A 16461-nucleotide genomic window follows, 5' to 3' on the forward strand; every position below is an offset into this window, starting at 1 on the left:
ACCGGCCCTGCGGGCTGCCCCGCCGCCCTGCTCGGCCGGCTGGAGGCCGAACAAGGACTGCGGGCCCTGCTCACGGCGATGCCCGGCATCCGCTGGGCCGACGGCTTCCGGCCGGTGGCAGGCGGGCTTCCTCACCCGAGGCCCGCGCACCCTGCTGGTACGGGCGTCCTGACCACCACAGCCCGCGCGGTGCGGGGGAGGGGCCCGTACGTGCTCCGCCCCGCGCGGTGCCGGGGCGGGCGTTCGCGTGCCCCAGCCCGCCCCCGGAGTGCGAGCCCCAACGTGCTTCGCTCCGCGAGGCGCAGGGGGAGGGGGGCCTTTCGCGTGCCCCGCCCGCCCCCGGAGTCGTGAGTCCCTGCCCGCCCCACCCACCGCAGGCGTGAGCCCCTACGCATCCCGCCCCACCCGCCGCAGCAGCGCCACCGGCCGCTCCGCGAACAGCTCGCGCGCCGCCACCGTGCCGCCCGCGAACTCCCGGCCAGGCGAGGCCGACAGCACATCCCGCCAGGGCCCCGGGTACGGCAGGTCCACCACCGTGTCGCGCCAGCCGCCCTCCTCCGCCAGCCGCAGCGACAGCCGGGTCACCGCCGTGACCACCTCGTCCGACCGGCAGAACGCCACCGCGTGGGGCGCCGCCGGGCCCCGGGTCTCCAGCGGGGCGTACGTCCCCGACTCCCCGAACGCCTCGGGCAGCTCCCGCCGCAGCCCCAGCGCGGCCGCCGTCAGCGTCTGCTTCTCGTCCGGGGCCTCGGGCCGCCGGAACGGGCGCCGGTTGTCCGGGTCGACGAGGGCCAGGTACTCGCTCTCCGTGCCCTGGTAGAGGTCCGGCACCCCCGGCATCGTCAGCTGCACGAGCGCCGCCCCCAGTACCTGGGCGCGGACATGCGGGGCGAGGGCGTCCGCGAACTCCGTGACCAGCTGCCGGGGCAGCCCCGACGCGCTGCCCGGCCCGGCGGCGACGAAGTCCGACACCGCCCGCTCGTACGCCGGGTCCGGCTCCGTCCAACTGGTGAACAGGCCCGCCTCGCGTACCGCCTTCAGCAGGGCCGGTTCCAGCCGTCCGGCCAGCTCGTCGGCGGGCAGCTCCGCGCAGCCGTACGCCGACTGCCAGGCCGCCCAGGCCAGCTGCGGGTCGGGGGCCCCGACGGCCGTGGCCGCCGTCAGTTCGGTCATCAGCGCCGCCCACCGCTGCGGGCACTGGGACAGCACCGCGATCCTGGCCCGTACGTCCGCGCTGCGCTTGGTGTCGTGGGTGGTCAGGACCGTGCCGGTGGCGGGCCAGTCGCGGGCGATCCGGGCGGCGAAGGCGTGGAACTCCGCCGGTGGCACGGCCGGCCGGCCCGGGTCCCCGCCCACCTCGGTGGCCGAGATCAGCGGGACGTACCGGTAGAACGCGGTGTCCTCCACCGACTTGGCGTGCAGCGCGGACGCCGTCTGCGCGAACCGGGCGCAGAAAGACGTCTGTTCCTCCCCGTCCCCGAGCCGCCCGAGCGCCAGATCCCGTACGACGTCGACGGCCGCTGCCTCCTCCGGCACGGAGAACACCGACTTCGCTTCCCGTACCGCCTCGTCGGTCAGCGTCGCCTCCGCGATGCGGGTCGGCGGCTCGCCCGCCGTGACATACGGGCGGTAGACCGGAATGCGTACCAGCAGTTCCCGGACCGCCGTCCGCAGCGCCCAGGGCGCGTGATCGCGCAGCGCCGGGTCGCGGCCGCAGATCCCGGCCGCCAGCCGGGTCAGCCAGGCCGTCTCGGCGGCCAGTTCGTGGGTCGCCACCCGGTACGCGGCCCGCCGCACCGTCGCCTTCCAGTAGCCGCCCCGGTCGCCGGGCGGGCCCGCGAACTCCCGGTAGCGGCCGAGCAGCTCCGCCGCGCCGGACGGATCGGTGAACAGCCCGTCGATCCGGTGCAGCGCGTCGTAACCGGTCGTGCCCGCCACCGCCCACTCCACGGGCAGGCTCTCGTCGCCGGTCAGGATCTTCTCCACCACCGTCCAGCGGCCGCCGCTCGCCTCGTTCAGACGCTCCAGATAGGCGGCGGGGGCGGCGAGGCCGTCCGGGTGATCGATCCGCAGCCCGTCCAGCACCCCGTCGCTCAGCAGTTCGATGACCTTGCCGTGGGTGGCGTCGAAGACCTCGGGGTGCTCGACGCGGACCCCGATCAGCTCGGAGACGGTGAAGAAGCGGCGGTAGTTCAGCTCGGTGCGCGCCAGCCGCCACCAGCCGAGCCGGTAGTGCTGGGCGTCCAGCAGCCTTGGCAGCGGAAGCCCGGCCGTGCCCGCCCGCAGCGGGAACTCCAGGTCCTTGTAGCGCAGCACGTCGCCGTCCACGGCCAGGGCGTCCAGCTCCTGGCCGAGCGGGCCCGCGAGCACCGGCAGCAGCACCTTGTCGCCGCCGGCCGCCCAGTCGATGTCGAACCAGCGGGCGTACGGGGACGACGGGCCCTCACGCAGCACCTCCCACAGCTGACGGTTGTGCCGGGGCGCGGCCGCCATGTGGTTGGGCACGATGTCCAGGACCAGGCCGAGCCCGTGCTCCCGGGCCGCCGAGGCCAGCGACCGCAGTCCGTCCTCACCGCCCAGCTCCGACCGGACCCGGCTGTGGTCGACCACGTCGTAGCCGTGCCGGGAGCCGGGGACCGCCTCCAGGACGGGTGACAGGTGCAGATGCGAGACGCCGAGCGCGGCGAGGTACGGCACGGCCTTCTCGGCTGCGGCGAACGGGAAGTCGGGCTGGAGCTGAAGCCGGTACGTGGCGGAGGGCGTCATGGACTCCTACGTACCCCGCCCGGGGCGATCTGTGTCACCCCGGGCGGGACGCTCACCCCCCTCGTTCCTCCCCGCCGCCGTTCAGGCCGGGCGTTTCAGCACCGTCAGGCTGCGTCCGATCAGGGTGACCCGCTCGCCCTCGGCCACCTTCGGCCCCGTCCCCGGAGGCACCCCCTCCGGCCGTGCGGTGTCGACGACGACCTGCCACTGCTCCCCGTGGTCGACCGGGACGGCGAACTCCAGCGTCTCGGCGCTCGCGTTGAACATCAGCAGGAACGAGTCGTCGGAGATCCGCTCCCCGCGCGGCCCCGGCTCGGAGATCGCATGGCCGTTCAGGAACACGGTCATCGCCTTGGCGTGGGCCGCCTGCCAGTCCTGCTGCGTCATCTCCTCGCCCTCGGGAGTGAACCAGGCGATGTCGGACAGCTCGTCGTGGGTGCCCTCCACCGGCCGCCCGTGGAAGAAGCGGCGGCGCCGGAACACCGGGTGGTCGCGGCGCAGCCACACCATGGTCCGGGTGAACTCCAGCAGGGCGCGGCGGGGGTCGTCCTCGGGGTCCGTCGGGTCGGGCCAGTCGATCCAGGACAGCTCGTTGTCCTGGCAGTAGGCGTTGTTGTTGCCCTGCTGCGTACGGGCGAACTCGTCGCCGTGGCTCAGCATCGGCACGCCCTGCGACAGCATCAGCGTGGCGATGAAGTTCCGCATCTGCCGGCCCCGCAGCGCCAGGACCTCCGGGTCGTCCGTCTCGCCCTCGGCGCCGCAGTTCCAGGACCGGTTGTGGCTCTCGCCGTCCCGGTTGTTCTCCCCGTTGGCGTCGTTGCGCTTCTCGTTGTACGAGACGAGGTCGTTGAGGGTGAAACCGTCGTGGCAGGTGGTGAAGTTGATCGAGGCCAGCGGGCGGCGCCCGTCGTCCTGGTAGAGGTCGGACGATCCTGTCAGCCGTCCGGCGAACTCCGCCAGGGTGCGCGGCTCGCCCCGCCACAGATCGCGGACCGTGTCGCGGTACTTTCCGTTCCACTCGGTCCACAGCGGCGGGAAGTTGCCCACCTGGTAGCCGCCCTCGCCCACGTCCCACGGCTCGGCGATCAGCTTGACCTGGCTGACCACCGGGTCCTGCTGGACCAGGTCGAAGAACGAGGAGAGCCGGTCGACCTCGTGGAACTGGCGTGCGAGCGTGGCCGCCAGGTCGAAGCGGAAGCCGTCCACATGCATCTCGGTCACCCAGTACCGCAGCGAGTCCATGATCATCTGAAGGACGTGCGGGGACCGCATGAGCAGGGAGTTCCCGGTGCCCGTGGTGTCCATGTAGTACCGCTGATCGTCGGTCAGACGGTAGTAGGAGGCGTTGTCGAGGCCCCGGAAGGAGAGCGTCGGTCCGAGGTGGTTGCCCTCGGCCGTGTGGTTGTAGACGACGTCGAGGATGACCTCGATGCCCGCCTGGTGCAGGGCCTTCACCGCCTGTTTGAACTCCAGCACCTGTTCGCCGCGCTCGCCCCAGGAGGCGTAGGTGTTGTGCGGGGCGAAGAAGCCGATGGTGTTGTAGCCCCAGTAGTTGGCGAGCCCCATGTCCGCCAGCCGGTGGTCCTGGACGAACTGGTGAACGGGCATCAGTTCGATCGCGGTGACGCCCAGTTCGGTGAGGTGGGCGATCACCTCGGGGTGGGCCAGGCCCGCGTACGTACCGCGCAGCTCGGGCGGAAGCCCCGGATGGAGCATGGTCAGGCCCTTCACATGGGCCTCGTAGATGACGGTTCGGTGGTAGTCCGTCCGGGGGCGGCGGTCGTCGCCCCAGTCGAAGTACGGGTTGACCACCACGGAGCTCATGGTGTGCGGCGCCGAGTCGAGGTCGTTGCGGGCGTCCGGCCTGCCGAACGGATAGCCGTACACCTCCTCGCCCCACGCGATCTTCCCGGCCACCGCGCGGGCGTACGGATCGAGCAGCAGCTTCGCGGAGTTGCACCGCTGCCCGCGCTGGGGCTCGTAGGGGCCGTGCACCCTGAAGCCGTACCGCTGGCCCGGCATCATCCCGGGCAGGTAGGCGTGGCGCACGAAGGCGTCCGTCTCGCGGAGCTCCACCGCCGTCTCTGAACCGTCGTCGTGCAACAGGCACAACTCGATCCGGTGGGCGGCCTCAGAGAAGACCGCAAAGTTGGTACCGGCGCCGTCGTACGTGGCGCCGAGGGGATACGCGTGTCCCGGCCAGACCTGCATGATGAAGACTCTTCCACTTCTGATCCGGGTGCGGTGGCTTTCCTCGGCCCGATACTCACCGAATGCTCCCCGAATACTCCCCGAAAACGGTGCGCTCACCTAGGACGTCGCCCGGTGCGGCCGAGTCCTGTCGCCGGGCCCCGCCGCACCGGTCAACTTCGGACACTCCGGTGCCGCCCCGGACGCGCTTACGGACACCGTGGCGCGCCCGGCGTCCGGTTGCCGGCCCGGAACAGGGTGCCCAATCACTATGAATCCGCTCACTCCACCCGATCTCGCCGCAAGGAATTGGCCGCGTCCGCAGGGGAGTTGAGAAAGTCGCCTGCGCATCGGGCTGCATCGGATCACGCTCCCGGAGTACTCTTCCTTGATCGTTGGGTGGGGGAGTGGAAGGCGGTACGCGGGTGAGCTCGGGAGGGTTCGAGCTGCCCCCAGGTGACGCAGGTCACGAGGGGGAATCGACCGATGCCCCGCCCGGGGCGGTGTCCCTTGCGCAGCCCCTGGAGATAGGCGCCGAGCTGGACTGGGGAGCGGAGGCCTGGGGCGAGGTGCGCACGCGCGCCCAGCGGGCGGGGCGCGCCTATATCTGGCTGAATCTGGTCGAACAGCGTCTGCGGGCGGTGGTCGCCGCGGTGCTCCGGCCGATCTACGAGCCCGTGCACGGCGAGGAGTGGGTGGTGGCCGCGGCCGGGCCCGCCGGACAGGAGTGGGTGCAGCGCGCCGTCGCCGTACGCGAGGTCTCGCGCCGCAAGGGCTATCTGCTGGACCCGGCCGACGACAACGTCCTCAGCTTCCTGACGCTGCCCCAGCTGCGCGAGCTGATGGTCCAGCACTGGCCGTGTTTCGAGCCGTACTTCGACGACCGGCGCGATGTCGAGCTGGCCCTCGACGAGCTGGAGGTCGCGCGCAACGTGGTCTCCCGCAACCGCGCCCTGAACGAGGCGGTCCTCGCCCAGGCCGAACGCGCCTCGGCCCGCCTCCTGGACATCCTCGGCAGCGGGACCGGAGTGCCCTCCGCCGACCGGCTCCCGGTGGACGCCGTGGAGGAACTGGTCGGCGACCGGTACGCGGACGTGGTCTCCGTCCATCCGGACCGGGTCAGGCTCCAGCGCCAGCTGCCCGCCGAGGACCTGTTCGGCGGAGCGCGCCGGCTTGACGCCATCGGGATAGGCCTCAACCTGCTCGTGCAGAACTTCTCCGGCCGCCGCCTGGTCCGGCTCGCCGAGTCGGGCTGCCGGGTCCGGCTGCTGTTCATCAACCCGGCCAGCAGCGCGGTCCGCCGCCGGGAGCGGGAACTGGGCCTCAAGAAGGGCGAGCTGAGCCGCTCGGTGGAGATGAACATCCTCCACATGCGCCGCGTCCGCTCCAGGCTCCGCGACCCCGGCGCCTTCGAGATCCAGGTCTTCGACGAGACCCCGCGCTTCACCGCGTACCTGGTGGACGGCGACGGCCCGGACGCCGTGGGCGTCGTCCAGCCCTATCTGCGCCGCGCCCGGGGCATGGAGGCCCCCGTCCTGGTGCTGCGCGGCGGCGGGCGGCGCACGGTGGTGCGGGCCGGGCAGGACAGCGAGCACGGCCTCTTCGAGATCTACCGCGAGGAGTTCGAGTCGGTCTGGACGGATTCGCGCCCGGTCTCCTGACGGACCGTGGTCCGCGGGGGTGCCGCAGGGCGCTGTCAGTGGCCCGTGGCAGGGTGGTCATCAGTCGGGGGAGCGCACCACGAAGGAGGTATCCGGATGAGCTGGCACCGGGGAACACTGGTCGGCTTCGACCTGGAGACGACGGGGACCGACGTCGAGACCGACCGGATCGTCACCGCCGCACTCGTCCGGCTGGAGCCGGACGGCACGGTCGCCGAGCAGCGGACCTGGCTGCTCGATCCGGGGGTGGCGATACCGGAGCAGGCCTCCGCGATCCACGGGATCGGCACGGACCACGCCCGCAAGCACGGCGCCCGGGCGGCCTCGGCTGTCGAGGAGATCGCCCGGGCGGTGTCCGAGGTGCTGCGTTCGGACGTCCCGCTGGTGGTGATGAACGCCCGCTACGACCTCTCGCTCCTGGACCGCGAGTGCCGCAGGTACGGACTGCCGTCGGTCGAGGACCGGGTGGGCGGGGCGCCGTCGCCCGTCATCGATCCGCTGGTCATCGACAAGCACGTCGACAAGTACCGCAAGGGCAAGCGCGCCCTCCAGGCGCTCTGCGACCACTACGGGGTGACGCTCGACGGAGCCCACGACGCGACGGCGGACGCGGTGGCCGCCGTGCGCGTGGTGCGCCGGATGGGCGAGCGGCACCGCCCCGTCGGCACCCTGCCCCCCGCCGAGCTGCACGCCCTCCAGATCCGGGCGGCCGCCGAGCAGTCGGCCTCCCTCCAGGCCTATCTGCGTCGCACCGCCGACCCGGCGGCCGTGGTCGAGCCGTCCTGGCCGGTGATCCCGCGCGGGCGGTGAGCCGGCGCCCGTGGTGTCGTGCGGGCTCCCTTCAGGGGGATGGCGGGACAGGAACTGGCCGGAAGCGCACTGAGGGGCCCACGCCCCTCGTACGCACCAGCCAGCGCGCAACCTCGGAGCGAGTCGGCGTGCGGGCCTAGAAGGGATACCACCGCACTCCCGGATCGCCGTTCCGCAGCGAGGCCACGCGGCGGCGGAATTCCTCCAGTGCCTTCGGGTTGGCCGGGGCGTGCTGGGCGACCCAGGCGCAGCTGGCCGTCTCGCGGGCGCCCCGCAGGACCGCGCAGCCGTCCCACTCCCGGACGTCCCAGCCGTACGCGGAGGTGAAGGCGTCGTAGGCCGCGGGATCGAGGGCGTAGCGGTCGCGGGACAGGGCCAGGACCACCAGATCGTGTTCGCGCAGGTCGGCGGAGAACGTCTCCAGGTCGACCAGGACCGGGCCGTCGGGACCGACGTGGACGTTGCGCGGGAGCGCGTCGCCGTGGATCGGGCCCGGCGGCAGACGGGGGACCAGGGCGGCGGCCGCGGCCGCGAAGCCGTCGCGGCGCTCGCGGAGGAAGTCGGCGTCGGCCGGGTCGATCGCGTCGCCCGCCAGGTTAAGCCACCGCTCCACACCGCCCAGCAGCTCGCGGCGCGGCAGGGTGAAGTCCGCCGGGGCGGGCAGCGCGTGCACCAGGGTCAGCAGCGGTGCGAGGTCGCGTGGCTCGGTGGGCCGTACGGGGGCGGGGAGCCGGTGCCACAGCGTCACCGGGTGGCCGTCGGCCAGCCGGGGCCGGTGCTCGGCCGCGCGGACGGCCGGGACGCCGGACGCGGCCAGCCAGTCGGCGAGGGCCACCTCCCGCTCGGCCCGCTCGCGCAGCTCGGGGTGGCCGGTGGCGTCCCGCCCGACCTTGATCACCAGGTCGCCGTCGGCGAACACCGCGTTCTCGCCCAGCGCGAGCAGCTCCGCCGTGCCGGGAAGCCCGGCAGCCGTCAGCACCTCACGCGCACGCTTCTCGTCCATGGGTGCGATTTTCGCACCCCCGGGGGCCGCCCTTGACGAACCGACGGGCCGTCAGCACGATGACGAAGGCTCACGGCCGGCCGGAAGGGAACGACGTCCGCCTCGGGTGCACCAAGTGCATCACCGGGGTCGGCTCGCCACCGCCGCGACCGGCCGGGTCGTGGTCAGTCAGGCGTTCCCGTTCGCCCTGGTGACCATCCCGCTCCTCCTGGTGCTGAAGAACCTGTATCTGATCAACACCCTGTGGGGGGTGATCATGGTCTGCGTCGTCTGGTCGCTGCCCTTCGAGGAGGGCGACCGGGTGGTGCCCGGCACCATCCACGACCAGGTCAACACCGACGGCAGCGCCGCCCGCAGCGCCTTGGGCATGGGCGGGTCGGACTCCCTGCCCGGCTTCTTCGGCGGCAAGTACGCGATGGTGCCGCTCGGGTTCTCGTACCGTCAGCAGATCATCCAGCAGGCGCCCGAGGGGTTCGACTGGACGGTTCTGCCGACGCCGACGCCGACGCCGACGCTGTCGGTCGCCGAGGACAGCCCGCAGAAGAAGGAGGCCGTGGCCTTCATCGACTTCCTGCTGCGGCCGTCGAACATGGTGTGACTGGCCCGGGGGCTGCGCCCGGTGCCCGCCCGGAGTGTGCGCGGCTGTCCCGAATGGAAGGACAAGGTGGCCACCCCCGCCCTCCAAGAGTTCTACAGCGGTGCGATCGACATCGGTGAACTGCGCAAACGGCTGGTAGACGACGGGAACAGGGTGCTGGCGCGCTACCAGCGCTGAGGGGGAGAAGCCGAGGGGGAGAAGCCGAGAGGGACAAGAGGAACGGGGGCGGAAACAGATTGCACGAGACGTCTCGTCTCGTTTACGGTGCCGGCATGACGGAATCCCCGCGTGCCCACATCGCCATGTTCTCCATCGCCGCCCACGGACATGTGAACCCGAGCCTCGACGTCATCCGTGAACTGGTCGACCGTGGACACCGCGTCAGCTACGCCATCCCCGCCTCCTTCGCCGAGAAGGTCGCCGCCACCGGCGCCGAGCCCGTGATCTACACCTCGACCCTGCCGACCGACGAGGACCCCGAGGCCTGGGGCACCGAGCTGATCGACAACATCGAACCCTTCCTCAATGACGCGATCCAGGCCCTCCCGCAGCTGGCCGAGGCCTTCGTGGGCGACGAGCCCGACCTCGTCCTGCACGACATCACCTCCTATCCCGCCCGCGTCCTCGCCCACCGCTGGGGCGTCCCCGCCGTCTCCCTCTGGCCCAACTTCGTGCCCTGGGAGGGGTACGAGAAGGAGGTCGGTGAGCCGATGACCGCCGGGCTGAAGCAGACCGAGCGCGGCAAGGCGTACTACGCGCGCTTCGACGGCTGGCTCGCCGAGAACGGCCTGGGCCATGTCTCCTCCGACGACTTCGTGGCCCGCCCGCGCCGCGGCCTCGTCCTGATCCCCGAGGCGCTCCAGCCGAACGCCGACCGGGTCGACCGCGAGATGTACACCTTCGTCGGCGCCTGCCAGGGCGACCGTGCCGACCAGGGGGAGTGGCGGCGGCCCGCCGGTGCGGAGAAGGTGCTGCTGGTCTCGCTGGGCTCCTCGTTCACCAAGCAGCCCGCCTTCTACCGGGAGTGCGTCACGGCCTTCGGCGACCGGCCCGGCTGGCATGTGGTGCTCCAGATCGGCGCACACGTCGACCCGGCGGAACTCGGTGACGTACCCGGCAATGTCGAGGTGTGTCGGTGGGTGCCGCAGCTGTCCGTGCTGCGGCAGGCCGACGTCTTCATCACCCACGCCGGGGCGGGCGGCAGCCAGGAAGGGCTCGCCACCGGCACCCCGATGGTCGCGGTCCCGCAGGCCGTCGACCAGTTCGGCAACGCCGACATGCTCCAGTCGCTCGGCGTGGCCCGACACCTCCCGATGGAGGACGCTGACGCCACGAGCCTCGCCGAGGCGGTGCTCGCCCTGGTGGACGACCCCGAGGTGGCCGCCCGGTGCGCGCGGCTGCGCGAGCAGATGGTGAGGGAGGGAGGCACACCGCACGCCGCCGACCTCATCGAGGCCGAGATCGATGCCGATGCCAACGCGAAGAGCTAGGTCGAACTGTCCTGCTGGGAGCAGTCGTTGGACTGTTGCAACGAGTCCAGTGGCCCTCGTTCTCCCGCCACCGCGGCCGCCGCGCTCTCCCCCACGGGGCGCGGCGGCCGCGGTGTGCGCGGGGATCGCTCTAGGGTGGGTGGCCATGACGACGACGTACGCGGCACTGCTGCGCGGGATCAACGTGAGCGGCAGCAAAAGGGTCCCGATGCCCGAACTGCGCGACGTGCTCACCGGGCTGGGCCACACCGGCATCGCCACCTATCTGCAGAGCGGCAACGCCGTCTTCCGCAGCGACCGCGAGGACGAGAGCGCCCTCGCCGCCGACCTGCGGAAGGCCCTGCACCAGCGGTTCGGGTTCGCTGTCGACTGCCTCGTCCGCGACAGCGGCTATCTCGCGGCCGTCGCCGACGCCTGCCCCTTCCCCGCCGCCGAACTGGCGGGCAAGCAGCTCCACGTCACCTACTTCGACCGGCCCGTGGACGCCGACCGCTTCGCGGACCTCGACGCCCCCGCCTTCCTGCCGGAGGAGTTCCGGCTCGGCGACCGCTGCCTGTATCTGTACGCCCCCGACGGGCTCGGCCGTTCCAAGCTGGCCGACGCCCTGGGGCGCCCCCGCCACACCAAGGGCCTCACCGCCACCACCCGTAACTGGAACACCGTGGCCAAACTCGTGGAGATGACCCGTGTCTGAGCCGTCGCCCGCCGTGGCCGCAGCCATCGAAGGCGAGCTCCGCCTGCTGGACCCGGCGGTACGGGCCTGCGCCGGTCTCCTCGCCGAGCTGCTGCACCCCGAGTTCCAGGAGATCGGGAGCAGCGGCAGGCTCTGGAACCGGGAGACGATCATCGCGTCGCTGACCGCGGAGGACGCCCCGCTCCCCGGCCCGCTGACCGCGTCCCGGATGCGAGGGGTGCAGGTCTGCCCCGACCTGGTGCACCTGACCTTCGACACGGAGTCCAAGGGGCTCCGCTCGCACCGCAGTTCCCTGTGGCGGCTGACCCCGGAGGGGTGGCGGCTCTACTTCCACCAGGCGACGCCGTTCAGCGACGACTCGCTGACCCGCGATCCGCTGTCCGACGGCCCGTTCGCCGGGGCCTGAGCGCCGCTGCTCCGCCCGTCCGGAGGCCAGGGTTCCCGGCCGCTTTCGATTTAGGTTAGCCTTACCTTCGTTTGTCTGGAGGTGGGTGGCCGAAAGTCGCCCCTCCGCTGTTCGCGACACGCTGAGGAGCAGGTGAGTGGGGGCTGATACGGCCGGGCGCGGTGTCATCCGCCGCGCCGTTGCAGGGCAGCGTCGCGATGTCGTCGTCGGATCGGTGCTCGGCGCCGGGCACCAGATCGGCGAGGCCCTCGTCCCCGTCCTCATCGGGATGATCGTCGACCGTGCCGTCGTCCGCCCCGACGGGGGAGCGCTGGCCCTCTGGCTGGTGGTCCTCGCCGTCGTCTACGCCATGCTCTCCTACGGCTTCCGCTTCGGTGCCCGGGCCGGTGAGCGCGCCGCCGAACAGGCCGCGCACCACCTGCGCCTGGATGTCGTACGCCGGGTCCTCGCTCCGCACGGCGGAGCGGAGGCCGGACGGCCGCCCGGCGCCCTGGTGAACGTGGCCACCGAGGACGCCCGCCGGGTGGGGGCCGCCAACATGGCCCTGACCCTCGGCATCGCCGCCGTCGTCGGCGTCGTGGCGGGCGCGGTGCTCCTGCTCCGCGCCTCCCTGCCCCTCGGGCTCCTCGTCCTGATCGGCGCCCCGGCCCTCATGGCGCTCGGCCACTTCCTGGCCCGCCCCCTGGAGCACCGCAGCGAAGCCGAACAGGAACGCGCCGCCCACGCCTCCGGGGTCGCCGCCGACCTGGTCGCCGGGGTCCGTGTCCTCAAGGGACTGCGGGCGGAGCACGCCGCCGTCGACCGCTACCGGGCCACCAGCCAGGCCTCCCGCGAGGCCAACGTGCGGGCCGCCCGCGCCGCCGCCCTCCAGACCGGCCTGATGCTCACGCTGACCGGCTCGTTCATCGCGCTCGTCGCCCTCGTCGGCGGCCGCCTGGTCCTCAACGACTCCATCGGTCTCGGCGCCCTTGTCTCCGCCGTCGGCCTCGCCCTCTTCCTCCCCGGCCCGATCGGTGTGCTGGCCTGGGTCGGCGCCGAGCTGGCCAAGGCCCGCGCCTCCGCCGCCCGGATCGCCGACGTGCTGGCCGCCCCCGGCGAGACCACCGGCGGCACCACCGAAACGGCGGCTGCCGGCCCCGGCGAACTGCGCCTGCACGGCCTCGGCCACGCCGGGCTCGACCGCCTCGACCTGACCGTCCGCCCCGGTGAACACCTCGGCGTCGTCGTCACCGACCCGGCCGACGCCGCGACCCTGCTGCGCTGCCTGGCCCGGCGCTGCGACCCGGACCGGGGCCGCGTCGAACTCGACGGCGTACCCCTCACCGAACTGGCCCCGGCCGCCCTGCGCTCCGCGCTGCTCGTCGCCGAGCACGACGCCCAGCTCTTCGACGGCACCCTCCTGGAGAACGTCACCGCCGCCGCGCCCGCCGGGTCCGACCCGCGCCCCGCGATGGACGCCGCCGCCGTCGACGAGGTCGCCTCCGCCCTGTCCGGCGGCGCCGACGGCCGGATCGGGGAACGCGGCAGCTCACTCTCCGGTGGCCAGCGCCAGCGCGTCGCCCTGGCCCGCGCGCTCGCCGCCGACCGCGGTGTCCTGGTCGTCCACGACCCGACGACCGCCGTCGACGCCGCCACCGAGGCCCGGATCGCCGCGGGCATCCGCCGCGCCCGTACCGGCCGCACCACCGTCCTGGTCACCAGCAGCCCCGCGCTGCTCGCCGCCACCGACCGCGTCGTCCTCATCGACGGCGGCGCGATCGCCGCCGAGGCCCCGCACGAGGACCTCGTACGCGACCATCCCGTCTACCGCACGGCGGTGCTCACATGACCACGACAGCGGAAATACCGGGCACAGGTGAGGGTGGTGACGGCAGGGAACTGCTCCCCGTCGCCACGGCCGCCCGCACCCGGGCCGCCCTGCGCGCGCTGATCCGGCCCGACCGGGGCCTCGCCCTGACCGGCATCGGCGTCCTGGTCGCGGCCACCGCGGTCGGCCTCCTCGTCCAGCCGCTGCTGGGCCGGATCGTCGACATCGTCGCCGACGGCCGCCCCGCCGCCGACCTGACCCTCCCCGTGGTCCTCCTCGTCGTGGTCGCCGCCGTCCAGGGCCTCACCACGACGGTCGGGCTGACCAGGGTCGCCCGCCTCGGCGAGACCGTACTGGCCCGGCTGCGCGAGCAGTTCGTCCAACGCGCCCTGAACCTCCCCGCCGACCGGCTGGAGCGCGCCGGGGCCGGAGACCTCACCGCCCGCGTCACCGGAGATGTCGCCCGGGTGGCCGAGGCCGTACGCTCCGCGCTGCCCGAGATGGCCCGCTCCGTCCTCGCGATCGTCCTCACTCTGGGCGCGATGGCCCTGCTGGACGTACGGTTCCTGCTCGCCGCGCTCCTCGCGGTCCCCGTCCAACTGCTCACCGCGCGCTGGTACGTGCGCCGGGCCGTCACCCTCTACGCGGACCAGCGGGTCGCCAACGGGGCCCAGCAGCAACAGCTCCTGGAGACCATCGGCGGGGCCGTGACCGTACGCGGCCACCTGCTGGCGGAACAGCACACCGAACGCACCGCCGAACGCTCCCGCGAGGCCGTCGGACTGACCATGCGCAGCGTCAACCTGGTGCTGGGCTTCTACGGACGCCTCCACATCGCCGAGTACCTGGGGCTGGCCGCCGTCCTCGTCACCGGGTTCCTGCTGGTGGGCGACGGGGCGGTGTCGATCGGTACGGCGACGGCCGCCGCCCTCTACTTCCACAGCCTCTTCGGGCCCGTCAACGCGGCCCTGGTGCTGCTCGACGACGCCCAGTCGGCGGCGGCCGGACTCGCCCGGCTGGTCGGGGTGACCGACCTCACCCAGCAGGCGGAGCCCGTCGCCGTACCGCGGCAGCGCATCGCGCCCGAGGCGGCCGCCGTCACCGTGAACGGGGTCGGCCACGCCTACGGGCCCGGCCGCCCCGTCCTGCACGACGTCTCCCTCACCCTGAAGCCCGGCGAGCACGTGGCGCTCGTCGGAACCAGCGGAGCCGGGAAATCGACGCTCGCCCGGATCGTCGCGGGCGTCCAACAGCCCACCACCGGTACGGTCACCGCCCGCGCGGCCACCGGACAACGCCCCGTCGTCCTGGTCACCCAGGAAGTCCACGTGTTCACCGGCACCCTCGCCGACGACCTCCGGCTCGCCCGCCCCGACGCCACCGACGCCGACCTGCGTACCGCCCTGGCCGCCGTGCACGCCCTGGACTGGGCCGCAGCCCTGCCCGACGGACTGGCCACCGTCGTCGGCGAGGGCGGCCACCGCCTCGCCCCGGCCCGCGCCCAGCAACTGGCCCTCGCCCGGCTCGTCCTGGCCGACCCCGTCCTCGCCGTCCTCGACGAGGCGACCGCCGAGGCGGGCAGCGCGGGCGCGCGCGTCCTGGAACGCTCCGCCGAGGCCGCCCTGTCCGGCCGCACCGCCCTGGTCGTCGCCCACCGCCTCACCCAGGCCGTCGCCGCCGACCGGATCGTCGTGCTGGAGGCGGGCCGGGTCGTCGAGAGCGGTCCCCACGACGAACTGCGCGACGCGAACGGACCCTACGCGGCGCTGTGGCGCGCCTGGTCCGGCAGCCGCACCGCACCGCACCCCTGACCCCACGCACCATCCCCCCGTTCCCGCCTCCCCGTGGCACGTCCACCGTCCCCGAAGGAATCACTCATGTTCCGCTTGTTCCAGCGCACCCGGCTGACCGCCGTGGCCGCGTCCGCCCTGCTGCTCTTCGGAGCCGCGGCCTGCGGGTCCGAGGAGAGCGGCGACGCGGCCGCCCCGTCCGCCGACGACAGCCCGCGGAAGGGCGCCTACCCGGTCACCCTCGACCACAAGTACGGCGCCACCACCCTCAAGGCCGAGCCTCAGCGCATCGTCACGGTCGGCCTCTCCGACCAGGACGCCGTGCTCGCCCTCGGCAAGGTCCCCGTCGGCACCACCGAGTGGTTCGGCGAGTTCAAGGGCGCCATCGGCCCCTGGGCCGAGAAGGCCCTCGGCGACAAGCCCCGGCCCACCGTCCTGCACGACGACGGCACCGGGCCCCAGGTCGAGAAGATCGCCTCCCTGCGCCCCGACCTGATCCTCGCCCTGTACTCGGGCCTCACCAAGGACCAGTACCGCACCCTCTCCAAGATCGCCCCGGTCGTGGCCCAGCCCAAGGACGGTCCGGACTGGGGCATCTCCTGGCAGGACCAGACCGCGCAGGTCGGCAAGGCCCTCGGCAAGAGCGAGGAGGCCGCGGAGCTGGTCGCGAAGACCGAGAAGCACATCACCGACGCCGCCGCCGCGCACCCCGAGTTCAAGGGGAAGACGGCCGTCATGGCCACCCCGTACGAGGGCATGTACGTCTACGGCTCGCAGGACAACCGCTCCCGGGTGCTGAACGGCCTCGGCTTCCAGCTGCCCGCCGGCCTGGACAAGGTCGTCGGCGACGCGTTCGGCGCCAACATCAGCAAGGAGCGCACCGATCTCCTCGACACGGACGCCGCCGTCTGGATCGTCGCCGACCCGGACAAGGACGCCAAGAAGCTCCACGCCAACCCGCTCTACGGAAAGCTTGACGTGGTCAAGGAGGGCCGCGAGGTGATGGTGAAGGAGAGCAGCCACTTCGGCAGCGCCATCTCCTTCGTCACCCCGCTCAGCATCCCGTACACCGTCGACCGCCTGGTGCCGATGCTGTCCGCCGCCGTCGACGGCAAGACGGACACGAAGGTCGTCCAGCCCGCGTCCTGAACCGTCCTGCCCCTGTCCTGCCCCCGTTCTGACGAGCCCTGACCCGTCCTGACGCGTCCTGGGTGTCCGTCCCGTCCGCCGGGACGGACACCGCCCC

General features: G+C 72.9%; 11 protein-coding genes and 1 pseudogene. 9 read left to right on the forward strand and 3 right to left on the reverse strand.

The features are described from left to right. Positions 1 to 387 precede the first annotated feature (387 nt). Entirely contained in the window at positions 388 to 2766 is a 2379-nt protein-coding gene (treY, locus tag ACZ5WC_RS12975) for a malto-oligosyltrehalose synthase (protein WP_468540837.1), read from the reverse strand. An 81-nt stretch (positions 2767 to 2847) separates the two neighbouring features. Continuing rightward, positions 2848 to 4977, reverse strand: coding sequence for a glycogen debranching protein GlgX (glgX, locus tag ACZ5WC_RS12980; protein ID WP_468540838.1), 2130 nt, complete (start codon positions 4975 to 4977; stop codon positions 2848 to 2850). Between the two features lie 404 nt (positions 4978 to 5381). On the opposite strand from glgX, the gene ACZ5WC_RS12985 reads away from it, so the two are divergent. Both ACZ5WC_RS12985 and ACZ5WC_RS12990 read left to right on the forward strand, forming a co-directional pair. Next, the gene (locus tag ACZ5WC_RS12985) at positions 5382 to 6617 is read left to right on the forward strand and encodes an SAV2148 family HEPN domain-containing protein (protein ID WP_468540839.1); all 1236 of its coding nucleotides are present in this window, start codon (positions 5382 to 5384) and stop codon (positions 6615 to 6617) included. Between the two features lie 96 nt (positions 6618 to 6713). Then, positions 6714 to 7427 carry an exonuclease domain-containing protein gene (locus tag ACZ5WC_RS12990; protein WP_468540840.1) on the forward strand — a complete coding sequence of 238 codons (714 nt, stop codon included), beginning with the start codon at positions 6714 to 6716 and terminating at the stop codon, positions 7425 to 7427. 136 nt (positions 7428 to 7563) lie between these two features. Here ACZ5WC_RS12990 and ACZ5WC_RS12995 read toward each other — a convergent pair whose 3' ends face one another. Next, positions 7564 to 8430: a phosphotransferase enzyme family protein gene (locus ACZ5WC_RS12995; RefSeq protein WP_468540841.1), complete on the reverse strand. Its 867-nt coding sequence runs from the start codon at positions 8428 to 8430 to the stop codon at positions 7564 to 7566. A 277-nt stretch (positions 8431 to 8707) separates the two neighbouring features. Between ACZ5WC_RS12995 and ACZ5WC_RS13000 the strand changes: the two are divergent. The 7 genes and pseudogenes from ACZ5WC_RS13000 to ACZ5WC_RS13030 all read left to right on the forward strand — a co-directional run. Further along, positions 8708 to 9205, forward strand: a pseudogene (locus tag ACZ5WC_RS13000) (extracellular solute-binding protein); the annotation flags it as partial. 95 nt (positions 9206 to 9300) lie between these two features. Then, positions 9301 to 10518 (forward strand): macrolide-inactivating glycosyltransferase, encoded by a 1218-nt coding sequence (gene mgt / locus ACZ5WC_RS13005; protein WP_468540842.1) that lies wholly within the window; start codon positions 9301 to 9303, stop codon positions 10516 to 10518. A 145-nt stretch (positions 10519 to 10663) separates the two neighbouring features. Continuing rightward, positions 10664 to 11212, forward strand: a complete 549-nt coding sequence (locus ACZ5WC_RS13010; RefSeq protein WP_468540843.1) for a DUF1697 domain-containing protein — start codon at positions 10664 to 10666, stop codon at positions 11210 to 11212. Next, positions 11205 to 11618: a nuclear transport factor 2 family protein gene (locus ACZ5WC_RS13015; protein ID WP_468540844.1), complete on the forward strand. Its 414-nt coding sequence runs from the start codon at positions 11205 to 11207 to the stop codon at positions 11616 to 11618. The genes ACZ5WC_RS13010 and ACZ5WC_RS13015 overlap by 8 nt, the downstream gene beginning before the upstream one ends. A gap of 136 nt (positions 11619 to 11754) precedes the next feature. Continuing rightward, positions 11755 to 13446 carry an ABC transporter ATP-binding protein gene (locus ACZ5WC_RS13020; RefSeq protein ID WP_468540845.1) on the forward strand — a complete coding sequence of 564 codons (1692 nt, stop codon included), beginning with the start codon at positions 11755 to 11757 and terminating at the stop codon, positions 13444 to 13446. Next, positions 13443 to 15236: an ABC transporter ATP-binding protein gene (locus tag ACZ5WC_RS13025; protein ID WP_468540846.1), complete on the forward strand. Its 1794-nt coding sequence runs from the start codon at positions 13443 to 13445 to the stop codon at positions 15234 to 15236. Before ACZ5WC_RS13020 ends, ACZ5WC_RS13025 begins: the two co-directional genes overlap by 4 nt. A gap of 66 nt (positions 15237 to 15302) precedes the next feature. Further along, positions 15303 to 16364: an ABC transporter substrate-binding protein gene (locus ACZ5WC_RS13030; protein ID WP_468540847.1), complete on the forward strand. Its 1062-nt coding sequence runs from the start codon at positions 15303 to 15305 to the stop codon at positions 16362 to 16364. Positions 16365 to 16461: the final 97 nt, after the last annotated feature.

Source organism: Streptomyces sp. NPDC033165, from assembly GCF_055577965.1.